General features: G+C 59.7%; 16 protein-coding genes and 1 tRNA gene. 6 read left to right on the top strand and 11 right to left on the bottom strand.

Annotation, left to right across the window (positions count from 1 at the left end):
• Positions 1-5: 5 nt before the first annotated feature.
• Complete coding sequence (locus tag HKX41_05885; GenBank protein ID NNC23682.1) at positions 6-2,105, bottom strand: S9 family peptidase; 2,100 nt, start codon at positions 2,103-2,105, stop codon at positions 6-8.
• A 154-nt stretch (positions 2,106-2,259) separates the two neighbouring features.
• Here HKX41_05885 and HKX41_05880 point away from each other — a divergent pair, with 154 nt between their 5' ends.
• Positions 2,260-2,796: an RNase III inhibitor gene (locus tag HKX41_05880; GenBank protein NNC23681.1), complete on the top strand. Its 537-nt coding sequence runs from the start codon at positions 2,260-2,262 to the stop codon at positions 2,794-2,796.
• Positions 2,797-2,803: 7 nt separating this feature from the next.
• Here the strand turns inward: HKX41_05880 and HKX41_05875 are convergent, their stop codons facing one another.
• The 6 genes from HKX41_05875 to HKX41_05850 form a co-directional block, all read right to left on the bottom strand.
• Entirely contained in the window at positions 2,804-3,376 is a 573-nt protein-coding gene (locus tag HKX41_05875) for a GNAT family N-acetyltransferase (protein NNC23680.1), read from the bottom strand.
• The gene (locus HKX41_05870; protein NNC23679.1) at positions 3,373-3,759 is read right to left on the bottom strand and encodes a DUF1992 domain-containing protein; all 387 of its coding nucleotides are present in this window, start codon (positions 3,757-3,759) and stop codon (positions 3,373-3,375) included. Before HKX41_05870 ends, HKX41_05875 begins: the two co-directional genes overlap by 4 nt.
• A 32-nt stretch (positions 3,760-3,791) precedes the next feature.
• Positions 3,792-4,880: a PA0069 family radical SAM protein gene (locus tag HKX41_05865; protein NNC23678.1), complete on the bottom strand. Its 1,089-nt coding sequence runs from the start codon at positions 4,878-4,880 to the stop codon at positions 3,792-3,794.
• A gap of 76 nt (positions 4,881-4,956) precedes the next feature.
• Positions 4,957-6,156: an HlyD family secretion protein gene (locus HKX41_05860; GenBank protein ID NNC23677.1), complete on the bottom strand. Its 1,200-nt coding sequence runs from the start codon at positions 6,154-6,156 to the stop codon at positions 4,957-4,959.
• 25 nt (positions 6,157-6,181) lie between these two features.
• Complete coding sequence (locus HKX41_05855) at positions 6,182-7,735, bottom strand: DHA2 family efflux MFS transporter permease subunit (GenBank protein ID NNC23676.1); 1,554 nt, start codon at positions 7,733-7,735, stop codon at positions 6,182-6,184.
• Positions 7,736-8,133: 398 nt separating this feature from the next.
• A complete protein-coding gene (locus tag HKX41_05850; protein NNC23675.1) occupies positions 8,134-8,616 on the bottom strand; it encodes an Lrp/AsnC family transcriptional regulator in 483 nt (160 codons plus the stop codon).
• A gap of 167 nt (positions 8,617-8,783) precedes the next feature.
• Here HKX41_05850 and HKX41_05845 point away from each other — a divergent pair, with 167 nt between their 5' ends.
• The gene (locus HKX41_05845) at positions 8,784-10,478 is read left to right on the top strand and encodes a 2-isopropylmalate synthase (protein ID NNC23674.1); all 1,695 of its coding nucleotides are present in this window, start codon (positions 8,784-8,786) and stop codon (positions 10,476-10,478) included.
• Positions 10,479-10,684: 206 nt separating this feature from the next.
• Here the strand turns inward: HKX41_05845 and HKX41_05840 are convergent, their stop codons facing one another.
• Positions 10,685-12,487 carry a chloride channel protein gene (locus HKX41_05840; protein NNC23673.1) on the bottom strand — a complete coding sequence of 601 codons (1,803 nt, stop codon included), beginning with the start codon at positions 12,485-12,487 and terminating at the stop codon, positions 10,685-10,687.
• Positions 12,488-12,762: 275 nt separating this feature from the next.
• Between HKX41_05840 and HKX41_05835 the strand changes: the two genes are divergently transcribed.
• From HKX41_05835 to HKX41_05825, 3 genes are all read left to right on the top strand, one after another.
• Positions 12,763-13,461, top strand: coding sequence for a hypothetical protein (locus tag HKX41_05835; protein ID NNC23672.1), 699 nt, complete (start codon positions 12,763-12,765; stop codon positions 13,459-13,461).
• 65 nt (positions 13,462-13,526) lie between these two features.
• The gene (locus HKX41_05830) at positions 13,527-13,832 is read left to right on the top strand and encodes a metalloregulator ArsR/SmtB family transcription factor (GenBank protein ID NNC23671.1); all 306 of its coding nucleotides are present in this window, start codon (positions 13,527-13,529) and stop codon (positions 13,830-13,832) included.
• A 39-nt stretch (positions 13,833-13,871) separates the two neighbouring features.
• A complete protein-coding gene (locus HKX41_05825; GenBank protein ID NNC23670.1) occupies positions 13,872-14,834 on the top strand; it encodes a cation transporter in 963 nt (320 codons plus the stop codon).
• 52 nt (positions 14,835-14,886) lie between these two features.
• Here HKX41_05825 and sat read toward each other — a convergent pair whose 3' ends face one another.
• The 3 genes from sat to HKX41_05810 all read right to left on the bottom strand — a co-directional run bounded on the left by sat (position 14,887) and on the right by HKX41_05810 (position 18,026).
• Positions 14,887-16,080: a sulfate adenylyltransferase gene (sat, locus tag HKX41_05820; protein NNC23669.1), complete on the bottom strand. Its 1,194-nt coding sequence runs from the start codon at positions 16,078-16,080 to the stop codon at positions 14,887-14,889.
• 100 nt (positions 16,081-16,180) lie between these two features.
• On the bottom strand, positions 16,181-16,612 hold the full coding sequence (gene fur, locus HKX41_05815; GenBank protein NNC23668.1) for a ferric iron uptake transcriptional regulator: 432 nt from the start codon (positions 16,610-16,612) through the stop codon (positions 16,181-16,183).
• 79 nt (positions 16,613-16,691) lie between these two features.
• Complete coding sequence (locus HKX41_05810; GenBank protein NNC23667.1) at positions 16,692-18,026, bottom strand: dihydroorotase; 1,335 nt, start codon at positions 18,024-18,026, stop codon at positions 16,692-16,694.
• A 292-nt stretch (positions 18,027-18,318) separates the two neighbouring features.
• On the opposite strand from HKX41_05810, the gene HKX41_05805 reads away from it, so the two are divergent.
• Positions 18,319-18,403: transfer RNA gene (locus HKX41_05805), tRNA-Tyr, on the top strand.
• Positions 18,404-18,429 lie beyond the last annotated feature (26 nt).

Here is an 18,429-nt window from a genome sequence, read left to right as displayed (position 1 = left end):
CGCCCCTAAGCGGTTTCGACTTCGGCGGGGATGACGCCCAGTTCGGTCAGTAGAAAGGCGTAGATCAACGCGATTTCGTCGAGCGCTGCGAAACGCCCAGGTACGCCGCCGTGGCCGGCGCCCATATGTGTTTTTAGTAGCAGCCGGTTGGTGTCGGTCTTGGTCGCACGCAGTTTGGCGACCCATTTCGCTGGTTCCCAGTACGTCACACGGGGATCGGAAACGCCGGCGATTGCCAGAATCGGCGGATACGTTTGTGCCGTAATGTTCTGGTAGGGACAGTAGCTACGGATGGTGGTGAATGCCTCGGCATCGTCGCGTGGATTGCCCCACTCCGGCCATTCCGGCGGCGTCAACGGCAGACTGGCATCCAGCATGGTGTTTAGGACATCGACAAACGGCACGTCGGCGACCGCGGCGCCGAACAAATCCGGGCGCTGGTTGAGTACTGCGCCGACGAGCATCCCGCCGGCGCTACCGCCGAGCGCGGCGATCCGCCCGCGTCGGCTAAACCCAGTGTCGGCTAGATGCTCGGCCGCGGCGATGAAGTCGCTAAAGGTGTTGGGCTTGTGGGCAAGCTTGCCGGCCTCATACCAGGCTTGGCCCCGCTCGCGCCCACCCCGTACGTGGGCTGTGGCGACCACCATGCCGCGCTCGACCAGAGATAGCCGGTGGCTGGAAAACGCCGCCGGTTCAGAGATGCCGTAGGCCCCGTAGCCTTGCAGTACACACGTAGCACTGCCGTCCAGTGGCGTGTCGGCGTGCGCAGTCACGGTGATCGGAATGCGTGCGCCATCCCTGGCTTCGGCGTGAACGCGCCACACGCGAAAACGAGTGGCATCGAAGCCGGATGGAATCTCACGGCGTTTGCGCAGCGTGCGTTGGCCCGTCGCCAGGTCGAAGTCGTAGGTCTCGGCTGGTGTGTCGGGCGCTGTATAAGTGAAGCGGAGCGTGGTCGTATCAAACTCGATCCCCGCCTGAATGGCGAGACTGTAGGCTTCGGCGTCGAAATCCACGGTGTGTTCGACGCCGGTGGCTTTATCGGTGTAGACGATGCGCGGCAGTGCGTCGACGCGTTCGAGTCGTACGCGATACTGCGCGAACTCGATGAATTCCAGAATCAGTCGGCCGGGTGCGTGATCGACCAGTGGCTGCCAGTTAACGGCGTCCGGGGCGTTGATCGGCGCGTACACCAGTTTGTAATCGTCGGCACCGTCGGCATTAGTCGCGATAATGAACGTATCGCCGGCGTGTTCGATCTCGTACTCGCGTCCAGTCTGGCGCGCCGCGATCAGGCGCGGCGCGGTTTCAGGCGCATCGGCCGGGATTACCCATGCCTCACTGGTTTCATGATCATGGGCGTTGATGACCACGAATGCGCCGCTTTGGGTTGTGTCTAACCCGACGAAAAAGCCGGGATCGGCTTCTTCGTAGATGGCGATTGCCGCTTCCGGCCCAGCATCGATTGGTTGGCGCCAGACCTTGTTCGGCCGGTGCTCTGAGTCGAGTGTGACGTAGAACACGAAGTCGCTGGCTGCCGACCAGTCGACGCCGCCTGTGGTGTTGGGGATAGGCGGCTGGATGTCGTCGCCGCTGGCAATCCGCCGGATGCGAATGTCGAACGCTTCGGCACCACGGGTGTCGACACCGAACGCAATCAGAGTGTGGTCACGACTGTGTGCGACACCACCAAGGTTGAAGTAATCGTAGTTGTTGGCCTCCGCGTCGCCGTCGAGCAGTATTTGTTCGCGCGTATTGTCATTGGTAGCCGCGTCCTCGCGCGGTGCGCGGCAGAAAATCGGGTGCTGGCCGCCGTCGCGGAAGCGGGTGTAGTAGCACCAGGGGCCGTCGGTAACCGGCACACCGCTATCACGCCCGGGAATCCGGCCGCGAAGTTCGCTGACCAATGTGTCGGTCAGTGGCCGCAGGCGTTTTTCGTGCGCGTGGGTGTGGTCGTTTTCGGCATCGAGATAGCGCCGGATTTCGGGGTGCAGTCGATCGCTGTCGTGCATCGCCTCGCGCCAGTTGGCGTCGCGCAGCCACGCGTAAGGGTCTTCAAGCGTGACACCGTGATACGTGGTGTAAGTCGGCTGGCGTGTAGCCATCGGTGACTGGGTTTGTTGTGTTGTCATTGGCGACTAGACAGTTAAACGTACAACGCTGTACATGCGGCGCCTTGGCATCGGTTCAAGGTCACGCCGCTGCCAGGATTATCGGTGGACAAGCAGTGGCGTGTGCCAGTGATAAGGAGCAGCCTCCATGCAATGTACGATCAACAATCTAACCGTCGAGTGTGTGACCGGCGATATCACCGCCCAGCCGGATATAGCGGCCATTGCCAACGCCGCCAACCGGCAGTTGAAAGGCGGTGGCGGCGTCGATGGCGCGATCAACCGCGCGGCGGGGCCCGAGTTGATCAAGGCCAGCCGGGCACTTGGGCCGATCGAACCCGGTCAGGCAGTCATTACACCTGCATTCGAATTGCCCAACGACCGGGTCATCCACTGTGTCGGGCCGGTTTATGCCGAGCGCGTGGGCGTCGCCGATGAGCTGGCGTCGTGTTATCGCAACGCGCTGGCATTAGCCGAGGCCGAAAGCATGGCCTCGATCGCCTTCCCTGCGATCTCCGCGGGGGTTTACGGCTATCCGCTGGACGCGGCTGGGGCGATCGCTATCGGCCAGGCTATGGCCCATGCTGATCATGCCGGCTCGGTTACGCACATCCGGTTTGTGTTGTTCGATGAGCGCGCGTGCCAGGCATTCGATCGCGCTCTGGCTGAGGCCACGGCGTCATAAGCCTGGCTTAAGTGCGCGGGTCGTCTGCCGTGCTCGTGGCGCTGTGTGGCGGTGTTTGCGCATCCAGCGTGGCTGGCAGGTTGATGGACATGATGTAGTCGTCCATGACGTAACCGTGGCCGATTGGTTTGTCGTCGCTATAGTCGGTGGTGAGACCAAGGCGCTCATAGGCAGCGATCGCATGTGCGTTGCCGCGGTTGACGCGCAGGGCCAGCCGTGTAGCGCCGAGTGCGATGGCATCGGCCAGCGCCTGTTCGAACAATCGGCGGCCGAGTCCGCTACCGCGCGCGTCGGCATGGACATAGAGCTTGTCGAGCCATGCCAGTTCGGGATTGGTGGGGTCGGGCGACAGGCCTGTGTAGCCAAGTGTCGCGCCGACGTCGTCGCGTGCCAACCGGAATATCGCCCCAGCGGCCTGTTCGGCCATCAGCGTAGCCGATGCATAGCCGTGCGCCAGCATATAGTCGATTTGGCCGGCCGGCAGTAGGTCGGCGTAGCACTCACGCCAGATTGTTTCGGCCAAGGCAGCGAGTTCGCGGTGGGTGGTCGGCGTGTTGGCCGGCTCGAGTTCGATCGTCATGTCTGGGATTGATCCGTATCGGCCAGCCGGTCGCGTAACCGCTCACCGTAGGCGGGATCGCGCAGCAAAGCGCGCCCGCGCGAGCTTTCGGCTAGCCGCAGTTCAAGCCAGCGCCGCCGCCGCGCCAGGTGCTCGGTATCGGAACTATCATCGGTCGCTGCGGCCAGTAGTTTGTCGATGCTGTCGAGTTCGCGACGCGTTTCGAGTTCGGGCGGTACGAAGCCGGCATTTTTGAGCAGCCGGTAACCAGCGCGCAGCTCGGCCGGCACCCCTTGGTCATCGTCCAGGTCCAAAGGTTGGCCGGCGCCGGGCAAATTGTCGAGTTCGCCGCGCTCGGCGGCGGATGCGATATTCGCCTCGGCAAGTCGATCCAACAAGTCCATATTCAAAGCTTAGCGTTTTGTAGGGCCCGGCGTCAGCCGTCGAAATCGAATGTGTATTGGTCACCCGCGGTTGGCGGTGGGCTGAAGTGATGGCAGTCAAGATCGAACGCTGTGCGGTGGCTCAATTTGTGGCGGCGACAGGCTAGTTCGAAGCGCGTCTCAAACAGGCGTGCGAATTCGCCGGTGCCGGTCATGCGTGTGCCCCAGCTCGGGTCGTAGTCTCGGCCGCCATGGAGTTGGTTAACCAGGCTCATGACGTGGTCGACGCGGTTGGGATATGCGGTGGCGAGCCATTCGCGAAATAGATGTTTGACGCCGTGCGGCAAGCGCAGCATGACGTAGCCGGCACACTCGGCGCCGGCTTCGGCCGCACGGGCGATAAGCGTTTCCAGTTCGGCGTCAGTTAGGGCGGGGATGACCGGCGCCACTAGGACGCCGACCGGAACGCCCGCGTTGGCCAATGTCTGGATGGTGGTCAGCCGCCGGGCCGGGGCGGCGGCACGTGGTTCCAGGCTACGTTTTAGCTCCCGGTCGAGGCTGGTCAGGCTGATGAACACGTTGACGAGGCCGCGGTTGGCCAGCGATGTCAGATAATCCAGGTCGCGCAGGACGAGCCCGGATTTGGTCACGATGGATACCGGCTGGTTGAAACGATCGGCGACGTCGAGCAGGTCGCGGGTTATTTCAAGCGCGTGCTCGTCGGGTTGGTAAGGGTCGGTGTTAGCGCCCAGCGTGATCGGCCGGCAGATGTAGCCCGGTGCGCGGAGTTCGGCTTCGAGGCGGGCTGCGGCGTCGTGCTTGGCATAGATCTCGGTTTCAAAATCCAAGCCGGCCGAGTGATCGAGATATTCGTGGGTCGGGCGCGCGAAGCAGTACACACAGCCGTGGCTGCAACCTTTATAAGGGTTGATCGAATAGTCAAAGCCAACATCCGGTGAACTGTTCCGGCTTATCACCCGGCGCGCCGGGTCGTTGTGCACATGCGTCGCCGGCGGCGGATCGTCGTCGGCTTCCAGCGTGCCCCAGCCGTCGTCGAACGTGGCGCTTGTATGCGTTGCAAAACGCGAATCCGGATTGGAAAGCGCGCCTCGGGTTTTACGTTTGTCGGCCCGTCGTGTCATGGCACCAAGCTAGCATGTGCCCCATGTGAACCGGCTTGCCGGCTGAAGCGCTGGCCACCGGCGTGTGCTCGCCGAGTCAGCGCGTCGACGAATCAGACGACTGTTGATCTTGGCCACCACTCGTGGCGATGTCGACTTCGACCATCATACCGGGGCTCAGTTTTTTCTTCGGCCCGTGGTCGATCGAAATCCGTACCGGGATGCGCTGGGTGATCTTGGTGAAGTTCCCCGATGGATTGGGTGGTGGCAGGAGGTTGAACTGGTTGGTCGCCGCATGACCGATCACTTGGACTGTGCCCGAGTAGTCGGTGTCGGGGCGTGCGTCGACATGAATGGTTACGGATTGTCCGACCTCGATAGAGCCCATTTTGGTTTCTTTGATCTTAGCCAGAATCCAGACCTTTTTCGGCGCGTGCATCATCACGATCGGCTGGCCGGCTGTCACGTATTCCTTCGGGTTAATAAAGCGTTTATCCACCACACCGGTAATTGGACTAACCACCGATAGGTCGTGCAGGCGGTTTTGTTGGTGTTTGACTGCGGCACGTGCCGCCGCGCGCTGGTTGCGCAGTGTCTTTAAATGTTTCTTGGTGACTTTCGGGTTGGTCAGGCGCATCGGTGGCTCGGTAAGCAGGCCGGTTTTGGCGTTGGCCAGTGCGACCTTGTCGAATTGCACCTGCTTGGCGGCTGCGTTGACTGCTTTCGTGCGGGCTTGTGCCATGTAGCGAGTGGCGTTGCGTTTGCGCTTGGAGACACTGTTGCTCTTATAGAGTCGTTGCGTGCGCTGGGCCTTATCGCGGGCGCGTTTTTGTTTGGCGCGTGCGACATTCAGCTGGGCTTTATCGGCCGCTAGCGACGCCTTGGCCTGTCTGACGCCGGACTGTGTTTGGCGGTGGGCGAGCTTGAGGCGCGCTTTCTCGGTCTGCAAACGTGTGTTTGCGGCATCCAGCTTGGATTTCAGGCGCCGCAGTTTAAGTCGGGCCGGTTCGCTGTCGAGTTTGGCCACGACCTGGTTCTTGTCGAGCCGGTCGCCGCGCCGCAGGTCAAATTGGCTGACTCGACCGGGAAGACGGCTGGATACGGTAATCTCATGTGTCGCGACATGAGCGTCCTTGCTGGATACGTGATCCAGTCGATGAGCCACCCAGTTCGCCGCCCACCATAGGGCAGCGCATACAACCACGGCTAACGCGATCAGTTTGATCACGTTCGAACGTCTTGGCCGTCGCCCGGCGGGGCGAGTCTTGTGGGGATGGGTGCTTTCGTCGTCGCTCATTTGCAGTATCGTTCCGAGGTCCAGCTCAGCCGTGCGTGGCGTCACCCCAGCGGCTGAGTAAAAAAGCGGGAATGGTCACGGCAGCAACGCCCGCGGCCACGAGCAAAAAACCGTCCTGATAGGCCATGATCGTCGCCCATGTGGCGTCGAGCCGGCCGAGTAGATAGTGCGCGACCGGGCCGCGGTAAAGCTGGCTGACACCGAGCTGGTGGGCGGTGTTCGAAAAGTGATGCACAGCTTGTTGGGTTGCGGTATCGCCGGCGGTCTGTCCATGGACGAAGGTCGCGCTATGGGAAAGCGTGCGGCGATCGAGCATCGCGACTAGAAATACGGTTCCGAAGGCGCCGCCGAGTTGTAGCGCGAAGTTACTTGTGCCCGAGCCGTAGCCGATCAGATGGGTGGGCAAGGCGCTGATCGAACGTGACAGCGTCGGTGGCGGGACAGTGGCCATGCCTACACTCAAAATGGCCATCGACAACGCGAGACTGTCGAATGAGGTATGCGGGTCGGCTCCGCTCATTCGATACACGGCAAACATCGCGAACATCAGTCCGGGGAGCGTCAGCCACGCTGACGGCAAGCGGTCGCTGAGCCGGCCGACCAGCGGTACCAATATACCCAGGACGAGTGTCGATGGCGTGAACAACATACCGGCGGTCACCGGTGAGTAGTGGAGGATTTGAGACATGAACTGCGGTAGCAGATACATGACGCCGTAGAACGCGCCGCCGAACAGAAACAACACGACCGAACCGGCTAGAAATTCCTTACTCTTGAAGATATCGAGGTCGAGAATCGGCGCCGGATGATCACGGACCCAGGCGATGAAAAAGATTGCCAATCCAGCCGCGATCAACAGTAACGCGATGATCGGCGTGCTGTGCCAACCCCAGCGTTGTCCATTGGCGATTGCAGCTAACGCCGAAAAGATCGATGCGAACAGGGCGATGGCGCCGATCCAGTCGAGTTTGGGCCGTGGCCCGGTTTGCTCGCGGTCGGGAAGGAAAAGCCAGCCCATGACAATGGCCGCGACGCAGATCGGTAATACGATGTAGAAGACGTAGCGCCAATTGTAGTGCTCGATAAGATAGCCACCGATGACGCTGGCGAGCGTGAGCGGCAGGCCGAGACTCATGCCGTACATGGCGGTTGCCATGCCGCGCGCGCCGGGCGGGAAGACTTTGAACAGAGCTTCAAGCGCGACGGGACGGATGACGCCGGTCATGGCCCCTTGGATGACGCGCGCAGTGATGATTGTGCCCATGCCGTTGGCCATGCCCCCGAGCACCGAGGCGGCAATGAAGACCAGCAACAGACCCACGAAGGTATAGCGCTGACCGAAGGCTTGGACTAACCACGGCGAAACCAGCAACGAGACCGTTGTCGCGGCCAGAAATCCGGTCGATAGCCACTGCACCTGCGATGAGCTCATGCCGAATGCGCCCTTGATGTAGGGCGTGGCGACGTTGACGATTGTGATCGACATACCGAGCGCGACCAGCCCGAGCAGTACCGTCAGCGTGACGAGCCAGCGGTATTTCGGGCCATAGCGTTCGAACAGACGTTCGACTTCGGTCATGAGGCAGGAGAGTCACGGGCAGTCCACCATGATATGTGTAATATGCAGTTATCTCAATTGGCGAACTGCGTATATCGGCAAACGTGAAACTGTTCGCGTTTAAATGCGGTTCGAGAGCCGTGCTGGGTGTTGCCGGGCTGGCGCTAGTCGGCTGTGCATCGTGGTTACCGACCGCTTCAACGCCAGCCTCTCAGGCTCAGTTCCAAAACGATCACGACGTGGTATCTGTCAGCTATTCCGCTGCCTATCGGGCAAGTCGCAAGTTTTCGAGCGGATACCTCACACCGACTCGGTGGAATCCGGCGTTGCCTGCCGATATCCCGGGTCAGGCACTGCTATCGGTCGAGTTGCCGGGGTCGAACAAGATACGGCGGGCGGTACTGCGTTTGGGGGCGAGCTCAACTGCGGGGTGGTAGCACGCGATCGCGCAGAATGCGCCGCAGTACGAAACTGGTATGCACGCCGTCAACGCCCGGGATGCGGGTAATGTGTTGCAGCAACAGACGCTGATAGTCGTTCATGTCAGCGGCCCAGATGTGCAATTGATAGTCGGCTTCCTGGCCCGTGATGAGCAGACAATCCTGCACCTCCGGTAACTCGGCGATCTGTGCCTCGAATTGCGCGAAACGTTCCGGCGTATGTTGGTCCATCGAAATATGCAGCACGACGTTCAGCCCATAGCCGATCTGATCCGGTGCGATACGGGCACGGTAACCAGTAATCAAACCAGCGGCTTCAAGTGCTCGCACACGCCGTAGACAAGGCGACGGCGATAAATTGACGCGCTCGGCCAGCGATTGGTTGCTTATACGGCCTTCGGCCTGGAGTATTTCGAGGATATGCCGGTCAAAACGGTCCAGAGAAACGCTGTTGTCGTTCATGGATATTTATAGCAATTTAATTTCAATATAAATAATTATAAAGATATAATTTGCTTTACGTGGCGCGTTAATAGAATTGATTGGCAACTTTATGCGGCGTTGGCGCGCGTATAATGTGTTTCACAGGCAGTGAATAGCCTGTTGACGCCCACAATCAGGAGTTTGGCATGGCGCGTTTCGACCATCGCAAATACAAACCGGCCGCCCGCGTGACCGGTTTCAACCGAACCTGGCCCGAGCGCGAGATCACCCGCGCGCCGATCTGGGTGAGCGAGGATCTGCGCGATGGTAATCAGGCGCTGCTCGAGCCGATGACGGTCGAGCAGAAGCAGAAAATGTGGCGATTGCTGGTCGATATCGGCGTCAAGGAAGTCATGATTGGTTTCCCCTCGGCCAGCCAGCCTGACTATGACTTCGTGCGCTGGTTGATCGAGGAGGACCAGATTCCAGCGGACGTGACCATTGCAGCGCTGACTCAATCCCGGGATGAGCTGATCGACAAAACGTTCGAGGCGTTGGCCGGTGTCGATAAGGCCATCATCCATCTCTACAACTCGACTTCGACGATCCAGCGCGAGCGTGTGTTCGAGATGGATCAGGACGGCATCATCGACATTGCCGTGGCTGGCGTGACGCGGGTCAAGGAAAATGCCGAGGCCCGCCCCGGGGTGCACTGGCGGCTGGAATACTCACCGGAAAGCTTCTCGCAGACCGAGACGGATTTCTCGGTACGTATCTGCGAAGCGGTGATGGATATCTGGCAGCCGAGCCCGGATGACCGGATCATCTTCAATTTGCCGAATACCGTTGAGCAGGTCGGGCCGCATCATCACGCCGATCAGATCGAGTATTTCTGCCAGCACATTAAAAACCGTGATTCGGCGATCGTGTCTGTGCACACGCACAACGATCGGGGCGGCGCGCTGGCCGCGGCCGAATTGGCCATGCTGGCGGGTGCCGAGCGCGTCGAGGGTTGTCTGTTGGGCAATGGCGAGCGCACGGGCAACATGGACATCGTTGTGCTGGCGATGAATCTTTACAGCATGGGGGTGGATCCCGAGCTGGATTTGTCGGATCCGGACGCAATCATCAAGGTGGTGCACGAGTGCACCGGCATTCCTTTGCACCCGCGCCACCCTTGGGTCGGCGAGCTGGTTTATACAGCCTTTTCCGGCAGTCACCAGGACGCCATCCGCAAATCGTTGCGTAAACAGGGTGACGATGAGCCGTGGCAGGTCGCGTATCTAGCGATCGATCCACGCGATATTGGCCGCGATTATCAGGCGGTCATCCGCGTGAATAGTCAGTCCGGCAAGGGCGGTATGGCGTTTCTGTTGGAGCGCGATTACGGCATCAACCTGCCGCGTTGGATGATGTTGGCGCTGGCGCCGCATGTGCAAACAGCCAGTGAAGCCTCAGCAAGCGAGTTGTCCAGTAGCCGGATCCACGATCTGTTATTTGAAAACTTCTGTCGCGCCGCGCCAATGGCGTTGGTCGATTACAACGTCACACGCAGTGTTGATGGTCAGCAGTTGTCGGTAACGCTTACCGATCGTGGAGAACGCTTAACCTTGACCGGCGTCGGCAATGGCGTGATGTCGGCATTCGTCAATGCCTGGAATACGTACACGGGTCAGAATGTGGCCGTGGCCGACTACAGTGAACATGCGCTGTCAGCCGGCTCGGATGCTGACGCGATCGCGTTTGTGCATCTTAAAAAAGATACGTTGCGGATTCCGGCGGTCGCCGAAGACAGCGATACGGTCAGCGCTTCGATCAAGGCGATCGTGGGGGCGCTCAATCTCGCGGGCGAGTTAGATGATAACGAAATGCTAGGTGGCCTCGGCGCGCTCGCCGAATAGGCATAGGTGGCTGCGGTGTGCTTAAAAGCACACCGCGGCGCGCACAGCTCGGCGATGCCAGGCATTCGGTGCGCGAGCGTCTAGCGCGCTGATATTTGGCGTTTTATGGAGCCAAAACGGTGTGCTTAGGGGTGCCGGGTGCATCACCTTTCTTACGCCGAGAAGAGCGGCACGCAGTGCCGCTCCAACATCATACCGTCGTGGTTTTACGGGGAACTTTCGTGGCCACGAAGGAGCTCCATTTGGCGTGCCAAGCGCGATGAGCGAGCGATGTCGGACATGGTGATCACGCCGAGGACGTCGCGTGGGTCGTCTATAGTGCCGTCAGTGGTAACCAGCGCGGCTTCGCACTCTGCGGCGCGGAGCCGGCCGACCACATCGAACATCAGGTCGTCGTGTGCCACGACGATGTATTCGGTGTCTCTGTGTTCGTCGGACCAGTGATGTATACCGCCGCGGCCGGTGAATCGAAAACGCCGGCGGGCGGAGAAAATCGATTGAATGTCGTGGTCTGGGCCGAGCACCAACACATACGGCATCTGACGCCCGAAGCGTTTAAACCGGCGTCGGATTTCGGCCATGCCGCGGGTGTGGCCAACGCACGCGACGTTTGGGTCGTAGAGCTCAGCTGCGGTATGCAGCATGAAGATGTTGGTATCCAGTGAGTCGGGCACCGGATGGCCGCGACGCGTGAGCTTGAAACTATAGATGGTATCTGCCAATAGCGCGTGGCGGACGCCGAAGGCGATCGAGACCACGACGATCATGGGGATGATGATGTGATAGTCGCGCGTTATCTCAAAGATGATAGCGATGGCCGTCAGTGCGGCGCCGGTCGATCCGGCGACCAGGCCGGCCATGCCGAGAACGGCGGTGCTGGCGGGATCGAGTGTCGTCGAGCCGAACAATGCGTTGACGGCTATCGCAAACACAGCACCCAACGTGGCGCCCAGATAAAGCGAGGGCGTAAAGACGCCGCCGGCACCGCCTGAGCCCAATGTCAGCGAAGTAACGAGCAGTTTCGCGGCCAGCAATAGAAGCAGCAGAGTCGGCGACGTCAGCGCGTTATCGAGAATGTCTCGAATCGTCGCGTAGCCCAGGCCCTGAACGTAATAATGGCCGGTATACGTTAGGAAAAGCCACGTTATGACGCCGACCAGTGCCATGCCGAGCGCATGGCGCACGTAATCATTGCTGGGAAGGCGATTGAATAGATCCTCGCACCAGAAGATGCTGCGCGTATACAGCCAGGCACATAGGCCGACCAGGACGCCGAAAACGACGTAAGCCGCTAAGTGCTGGGGCGTGGTAACGGTAAGCGAGCCGTTGGCGAGCGCTGGTATATCGAATAACGGTGTGTCGCCGTACAGTAATCGGCCTATGAAGGTGCCGGAACCAGTGGCAAGCGCGACTGGGATGAGCGTCCGGCTGCTGGTTTCCGGCAGGATGATCTCAATCGCGAATAAGAGACCGCCCAGCGGCGTGTTGAAGGTGGCTGCGATTGCGGCTGAAGCACCGGCCGCAATCAGCGTATCGCGCTGCCATTCGCGTATCCGGGTGAGCTGACCGATGCCGGACCCGATCGCCGAGCCAATCTGCATGATTGGCCCTTCGCGGCCGACTGAGCCGCCTGTGCCAATTTGTATCGACGAGGCGAACGTGCGGGCGAGGCCGACCTGCCATCGGATAACCCCGCCGCGATAGTAAATGGCGTCCATGGCGTCTGACACGCCGGGCCCCTTGATTTCCGGCGCGACGTGCTTGATAAGGAAGGTAACGACGAGCGAGCCCAGTATTGGCGCTGCAATGATGCCGACGCCCCAGATACTCGGGAGGGTGTGCGCGTTGGAATCGTAAAATGGCGACAACTCGCCAGCGAACGCCAGGTTGTGGACGAGGGCGATCAGTTTTCGAAAAATGCCAGCGCCATAGCCAGCCGTGATTCCCACGCCAACCGCGAGGATGGCAAGCAGTAAGTTGGAGCGTTCGATCCGGCGAGGGCGGGCCACTCGTTTCCCTGAGAAGTCGCGCTGACGTCAAATTTCCCTATAGACAGCGCATTTTGTTACAACGCTATTCTAGCGTATTCGAATCTTGTACCGGCAAGAATGCCTTGTAATTCAATCTCATTGCAATAACCAGTTGTTGTCGCCGCATATTCTGGCCTGGGCCGTTTTGTCTTAAGGGAGACCCTATGGGGCGTCGAGACAGGCTCCGAACATTGATCGCGCTTCTCAATCAGGCATTTGCTCGTTGGTTGGGAGTTGAGGTTAGAGCTCGTGGCATGCCGAGTACGGATTACGATCGTCTGCTTGAGAATTTACGGCTTGCGGACGTGGTTTTAGTGGAAGGCCGGACCCGTGCTGCCGGGGTTGTCCAGACCGTTACGTTAAGCGGTTGGAGTCATTCCTTACTCTACGTTGGACGCTTCGGTGAGTTGCCGGAAGCACTTGTCGATGACGATGTGCGCCATGCTTGCGGCAATGATCCGACGTCGGTGTTGTTAATTGAAGCCAAAGGTGGCGAAGGCGTTCGGCTGGTGCCTCTCGCGCATTATGCGGGCGAGCATATGCGGCTGTGTCGGGCGAGCCGTCTGAATGCCGGTGATGCACGGCATGTGGTCAATTATGCGTTGGCGCACATTGGCGCTCCCTACGATCTGCGGCATGCCCTCGATCTGTTGCGTTTCCTGGTGCCATACCGCGTGCTACCACGGCGTTGGCGTTCGACTTTGTTTGAAATGGGGCAAAGGGATTTGAGCGCGACTATTTGCTCGACGTTGATCGCCGACGCGTTTGCCAGCGTCCGGTATCCGGTTTTATCGACGATGCATCGCGGTCCGGGCGGCCAGCCGGTGTTCCACGCTCGCGACTCGAAGCTGATTACACCGCGCGATTTCGACTTTTCACCGTATTTCGACGTTATTAAATTCCCATTTTTTGCTGATGAGGTCGCGCGCTACCGTGAATTAGTGTGGGACTAACGCTGTTTACACTGCGCACGATAAAACATTAAAATAATTGTTCAATAATTGAATAAGAGACGCTAATGCTCTCGGCTATCGTCGATTCCGATCGCACCGAACAACTTGCGGAGATGTTCCGCCTGCTTGGTGAGCGGAACCGGCTGTTGTTGGTCTATGCCTGTCTAGAAACACCGCGCAGCGTCCAATCTCTGGCCGACGAGCTTGAGATTTCGATGTCGCTGGCCAGCCAGCATCTGCGTTTGTTGCGCTCAGCGCGTCTATTACGGGCCGAACGCCACGGTAAACAGATGTTCTACGTTGCATCCGACGACCACGTGCAACGCGTATTGAAAGACATGGCCTCTCACAGCGAAGAGGACGTCGACTAAGCCGTCTCGAGCTCCGATATCTGGCAGATTTACGCGACGATGAATATGACCAATCACGACCACCAGCACCACCACAACGAGCACGACCATGATCATGGTTTGGGCGGTTCGCACCACCATGGCAGTGGGCGGGTGCTGCTCATTTCGCTTTGTTTTACGTTGGCGTTTGCCGTCGTTGAATTGATCGCAGGTTGGTTTAGTGGCTCGTTGGCGCTATGGTCCGATGCGGGTCATATGATTACCGACACGTCGTCGCTGGGCGTCGGCGCGTTCGCCGCCTGGTTGGCGCAACGTCCCGCATCGTCGACGCATTCGTTCGGGCTTTTGCGCTCGGAAGTGCTGGGAGCAGCACTCAATACGCTTTTCATGCTGGCGATCGTCGTAGCGATCGCTGTATCCGCTGTGGCCCGGTTCCTGGATCCTGCGCCCGTTGATGGGCCGGTTGTGCTGGCCATTGGCGCACTCGGTTTTTGTGTCAACCTCGGCGTGGGCGCCATCTTGATGCGCGGTGAGCGCACCATGAATGTCCGTGGCGCGTTGCTCCACGTGTTCGGTGACCTTTTGGGGTCGGTCGCGGCGGTCGTGGCCGGCGGGGTTATTCTGGCCACCGGCTGGATGCCTATTGACCCGTTACTGTCGCTGGTTGTGTGCGTGCTTATTCTTATCTCCGCGTTGCGGCTGTTACGCGACGTGGTCCGTGTTTTGATGGAAGGGGTGCCGCGCGATCTGGATGCCAACAGTGTGGGTAGTGCGCTAACCAGCGTGGACGGCGTGCGCTCGATACACGATCTGCATATCTGGAATCTGTCCTCGACAACGCGTGCAATCGTGGCTCACATCGAGGTTTCTCGCCTGTCGGATTGGGAAACGATCCGGCCGCGACTGGAACGACTGCTCGCTAAGCGATTTTCAATCACCCACACCACGCTCCAGCCCGAAGACAGGATAACGGCCCGGGCGTGTCGCGATGGTCACCAGTGCGGCGTTACCGCCGCCGAGTAAAGCGGGACTCCAGCAGGCGCCGGCGAGTCGATGCGCGCCGGCGCCGGGTGCGTCAGGCCTGAGATTGGTTCTGGAAATAATCCATGAGGATTTCGGCGACTTCCGGCCGTGAGAATTCCTGCGGCGGTGCTTCGCCGCGACCCAGCATCTCCCGCACTTTGGTGCCGGATAGGATCACGAAGTCATCCATCGAGTGATCGGGCGCGTCGCGCATCATCACGACTTTGCCGAGCTTCTTCGAATAGGCTGTGTGGTCAGCCGCGTATATCTGTATGTCCAGCGCGTCGGATGGCACTTCGTTGATCAGGAACTCCTGCGCTTCGAATGCGCCGTAAGTATCGCCCACGCCGGCGTGATCACGTCCCACGATGAAGTGGCTGCAGCCGGCGTTCTGACGGAACACGGCGTGTAACGCAGCTTCACGCGGACCGGCGTAGAGCATGTCGAAACCGTAGCCTGCGATCATCACCGTGTTCGGCGGGAAATAAAGATCAACCATGCGCCGGATTGCGGCGTCGCGGACACGGGCCGGGACGTCGCCAGGCTTGAGCTGGCCGAGCAGCATGTGCACGAGCACCCCGTCCGCGCCGGTGGCCTCCAGCGCCATCTTGCAGAGTTCTTCGTGTGCGCGGTGCATCGGGTTGCGCGTCTGGAAAGCGACCACTTTGTCCCAGCCGCGTTCGGCAAACTCGGCCCGGATTGCCGGTGCGCTGTGGAATGTGTCGGGGAATTCCTGCTCGAAATAGCTGTAATTCAGTACCTGAATCGGCCCGTGCACAATAAATCGGCCCTGGGCCTTGAACGTTGCAACACCCGGGTGTTCATCGTCGGTGGTGCCGAAGACCTGCTCGACCATGGTCTCCATGTCGGCGTCCGATAGCTCGTCGATGCCGTCGACATCTTGAACGGCCAGCGGTGGCTGGCCGTCGACGTTCGGGTCTTTCAGCGCGATGCGTTTGGCGCCGCGGATGGCTTCGATGTCGGTGGCGATGTTGACGATCGGTATCGGCCAGAACAGGCCGTTGTGTGTGCGCATGTCGCGCGCTACCGATTGTGCCTCGGCCTTGTCCATGAAGCCGGGCAGGGGCGTAAAGTAACCGGCCCCCAGCATGACAGTGTTGGCCGCGGCGGCGGATGTCAGCGTTAAAGCCGGCAATTCAGCGGCTTCCCGGGCGAGTTGGTCGCGCGCGCTGTCATCTTCGACGAGAAGCGGGGAGAGTTCACTGTTGCCGTGGGGTCGGATCATAGATTGCTCGGTTGGTTGTTGATTGGCACGAACCTATCCATTAGGCGCCCGCAGTACCGAGGCTAGTCGGCTGCGATGATTGGCGCCGTCGAAGTCGTGCTTATTCGTTGTCGGCGCTCTTATTTTGGCAGTTGGTGGTCTGACAATCGCCGTAGAGCACCAGTGTGTGCTTGGATAAATCGAAGCCGGATTGTTCAGCGACATTCTTTTGGCGCTTTTGGATCTCATCGTCGAAGAATTCTTCGATGCGTCCACACTTCACGCAGATCAGATGATCGTGCGGGCCCTGGTCGAGCTCGAACAGAGCGTGACCGTCCTCGAAATGGTGACGCGTCACCAGTCCGGCTTCCTCGAACTGCGACAATACACGGTAGATCGTGGCTAGGCCGATGTCCTCGTTATGGTCGAGTAGTCGACGGTAGACATCTTCGGCAGAAAGATGATCAGCGCGGTTGTCCTGCAGTACTTCGAGTATCTTCAGGCGCGGCAGAGTGGCTTTAAGGCCAACTTTGCGCAATTCGTTCGATTGCATGCTCTGGCACCTCGCTCGCGATTCGTTCAGGCCGGCAATCAGCAGATGGACGTAGCAAATATCGACACGTCAACCGATGCTAGCGCGCATAGCAAAGCGCTTGGCCGGCGGCAACCGGTTGTATTGTATCGTTGCAATAGGCGATTTGGCCAGACACGACGGTCGCCTGCACCCGGGCATTGAATCGTTGGCCCGTGAATGGCGTCCAGCCGCAGTGTGCGTGCACGGGCTCAGCGTCGACGACTGTCGGTGCTGATGGGTCGACGACGACGAGATCCGCCCAGTAGCCCTCACGGAGATAGCCGCGCTCGGCGACCTGGAAGCGCTCGGCAACGTTATGTGCGGTTTTCTGTACGAGCTGTGGCAGGCTCATCCAACCCGATTCGGCCATGTCGACGAGTGCAACCAGCACATACTGGGCCAGCGGCATGCCGGCTGCCGCCTGTGTGTAAGGCCCGTCTTTTTCCTCAATCAAGTGGGGCGCGTGGTCGGTGGCCAGTATATCGATCCGGTCCTCGGCAACAGCGCGTCGGATTGCCTGTCGGTCGGCGTCGGTCTTGATCGCCGGGTTGCATTTGATGCGCGTGCCGAGCCGATCGTAATCGGCATCGCAAAACCATAAGTGATGGACGCAGGCTTCGGCCGTGATCGATTTGCCGGCCATGGGGCTCGCTGTGAATAGCGCCAATTCGTCGGCAGTCGTCAGGTGCAGTATATGCAGCTGAGTGCCGTGGCGTTGTGCCAGGTCAACCGCTTTGCGGCTGGATGCCAAACAGGCCTCGCGCGAGCGAATCGTGGGGTGCATGGCCATTGGTATGTCATCCCCGTATTCGGCGCGGGCCCGCGCGAGCGCGGCCTCAATCATGGGCGTTTCTTCGCAGTGCGTAAGCACGGTCAGTGGCGCGTGCTCAAAAATCGCCTCCAAGGCATCGTCATCGTCGACTAGCATGCGGCCGGTTGAAGCGCCCATGAAGATTTTGATGCCGGCCGCCGCACTTTGATCGGCAGCTTTGATCGAATCGATGTTGTCGTTGGTCGCGCCGAGATGGAATCCGAAATTAGCTGCGCATTTGCCCTCGGCGGACGCGATCTTAGTGTGAAGCGCTTGATTGTCGATGGTTGGCGGTTGGACGTTTGGCATGTCCATGAAGCTGGTCACACCGCCGGCCACAGCCGCGCGCGACTCAGTGGTCAGGTCTCCCTTATGGCTTAGACCTGGTGTGCGGAAATGCACTTGGTCGTCGATCATGCCCGGCATTAGATAGTTGCCGCCGGCGTCTAGCACTTCGGTGCGAGATCCGGCGTCGAGCTCGCTGGCTATAGCGTCAATTCGGCCGTCGCGAACGCGCAGGTCACCCGTTTGAATCGTGCCTTCGTTGACGATTTGTGCGTTTTTAATCAGGAGTTCAGACATGATGGATCGGGAGCCTCGCTCATGTTGCCGCTGGTTGGGTTAAACCATATTGACACCCTGCGACGTAGTTATGAAGGATGGGAGGGAGCTTGCGGCCGCGCTTATGGTGGCCTTGGCGGTGTGGGTCGGATACGATGTGGCCGTGCCAGCGCACGCTGCAACACCTAAAGCGTAACGCAGGTGGCCCGGCGCTCGAACCGTGCAAGGGCGGCTTATGCGCCGGCCAGACGCCGTCGATCTCCAGGCTGCATTGACAGCCGGATTTTTATTGCGAAATAATATCGGGCTCGATGGAGGGATACCCAAGCGGTCAACGGGAGCAGACTGTAAATCTGCCGGCTCAGCCTTCGGGGGTTCGAATCCTCCTCCCTCCACCATATTCACGTTAAACTACGTCAACAAT

The organism is Salifodinibacter halophilus, assembly GCA_012999515.1.
Lineage (GTDB): Bacteria > Pseudomonadota > Gammaproteobacteria > Nevskiales > Salinisphaeraceae > Salifodinibacter > Salifodinibacter halophilus.
The sequence above is the reverse complement of the archived record's forward strand: the minus strand, read 5'-3'. Positions and strand labels throughout refer to the sequence as shown.

What these genes read in the sequence shown, in the direction of transcription:
- HKX41_05875 (NNC23680.1), bottom strand. Translation starts at nt 3,376, where the DNA reads ATGACGATCGAACTCGAGCCGGCCAACACGCCGACCACCCACCGCGAA.
- HKX41_05885 (NNC23682.1), bottom strand. Translation starts at nt 2,105, where the DNA reads ATGGCTACACGCCAGCCGACTTACACCACGTATCACGGTGTCACGCTT.
- HKX41_05880 (NNC23681.1), top strand. Translation starts at nt 2,260, where the DNA reads ATGCAATGTACGATCAACAATCTAACCGTCGAGTGTGTGACCGGCGAT.
- HKX41_05865 (NNC23678.1), bottom strand. Translation starts at nt 4,880, where the DNA reads ATGACACGACGGGCCGACAAACGTAAAACCCGAGGCGCGCTTTCCAAT.
- fur (NNC23668.1), bottom strand. Translation starts at nt 16,612, where the DNA reads ATGCAATCGAACGAATTGCGCAAAGTTGGCCTTAAAGCCACTCTGCCG.
- HKX41_05825 (NNC23670.1), top strand. Translation starts at nt 13,872, where the DNA reads ATGAATATGACCAATCACGACCACCAGCACCACCACAACGAGCACGAC.
- HKX41_05855 (NNC23676.1), bottom strand. Translation starts at nt 7,735, where the DNA reads ATGACCGAAGTCGAACGTCTGTTCGAACGCTATGGCCCGAAATACCGC.
- HKX41_05835 (NNC23672.1), top strand. Translation starts at nt 12,763, where the DNA reads ATGCCGAGTACGGATTACGATCGTCTGCTTGAGAATTTACGGCTTGCG.
- HKX41_05845 (NNC23674.1), top strand. Translation starts at nt 8,784, where the DNA reads ATGGCGCGTTTCGACCATCGCAAATACAAACCGGCCGCCCGCGTGACC.
- HKX41_05810 (NNC23667.1), bottom strand. Translation starts at nt 18,026, where the DNA reads ATGTCTGAACTCCTGATTAAAAACGCACAAATCGTCAACGAAGGCACG.
- sat (NNC23669.1), bottom strand. Translation starts at nt 16,080, where the DNA reads ATGATCCGACCCCACGGCAACAGTGAACTCTCCCCGCTTCTCGTCGAA.
- HKX41_05860 (NNC23677.1), bottom strand. Translation starts at nt 6,156, where the DNA reads ATGAGCGACGACGAAAGCACCCATCCCCACAAGACTCGCCCCGCCGGG.
- HKX41_05850 (NNC23675.1), bottom strand. Translation starts at nt 8,616, where the DNA reads ATGAACGACAACAGCGTTTCTCTGGACCGTTTTGACCGGCATATCCTC.
- HKX41_05870 (NNC23679.1), bottom strand. Translation starts at nt 3,759, where the DNA reads ATGGACTTGTTGGATCGACTTGCCGAGGCGAATATCGCATCCGCCGCC.
- HKX41_05830 (NNC23671.1), top strand. Translation starts at nt 13,527, where the DNA reads ATGCTCTCGGCTATCGTCGATTCCGATCGCACCGAACAACTTGCGGAG.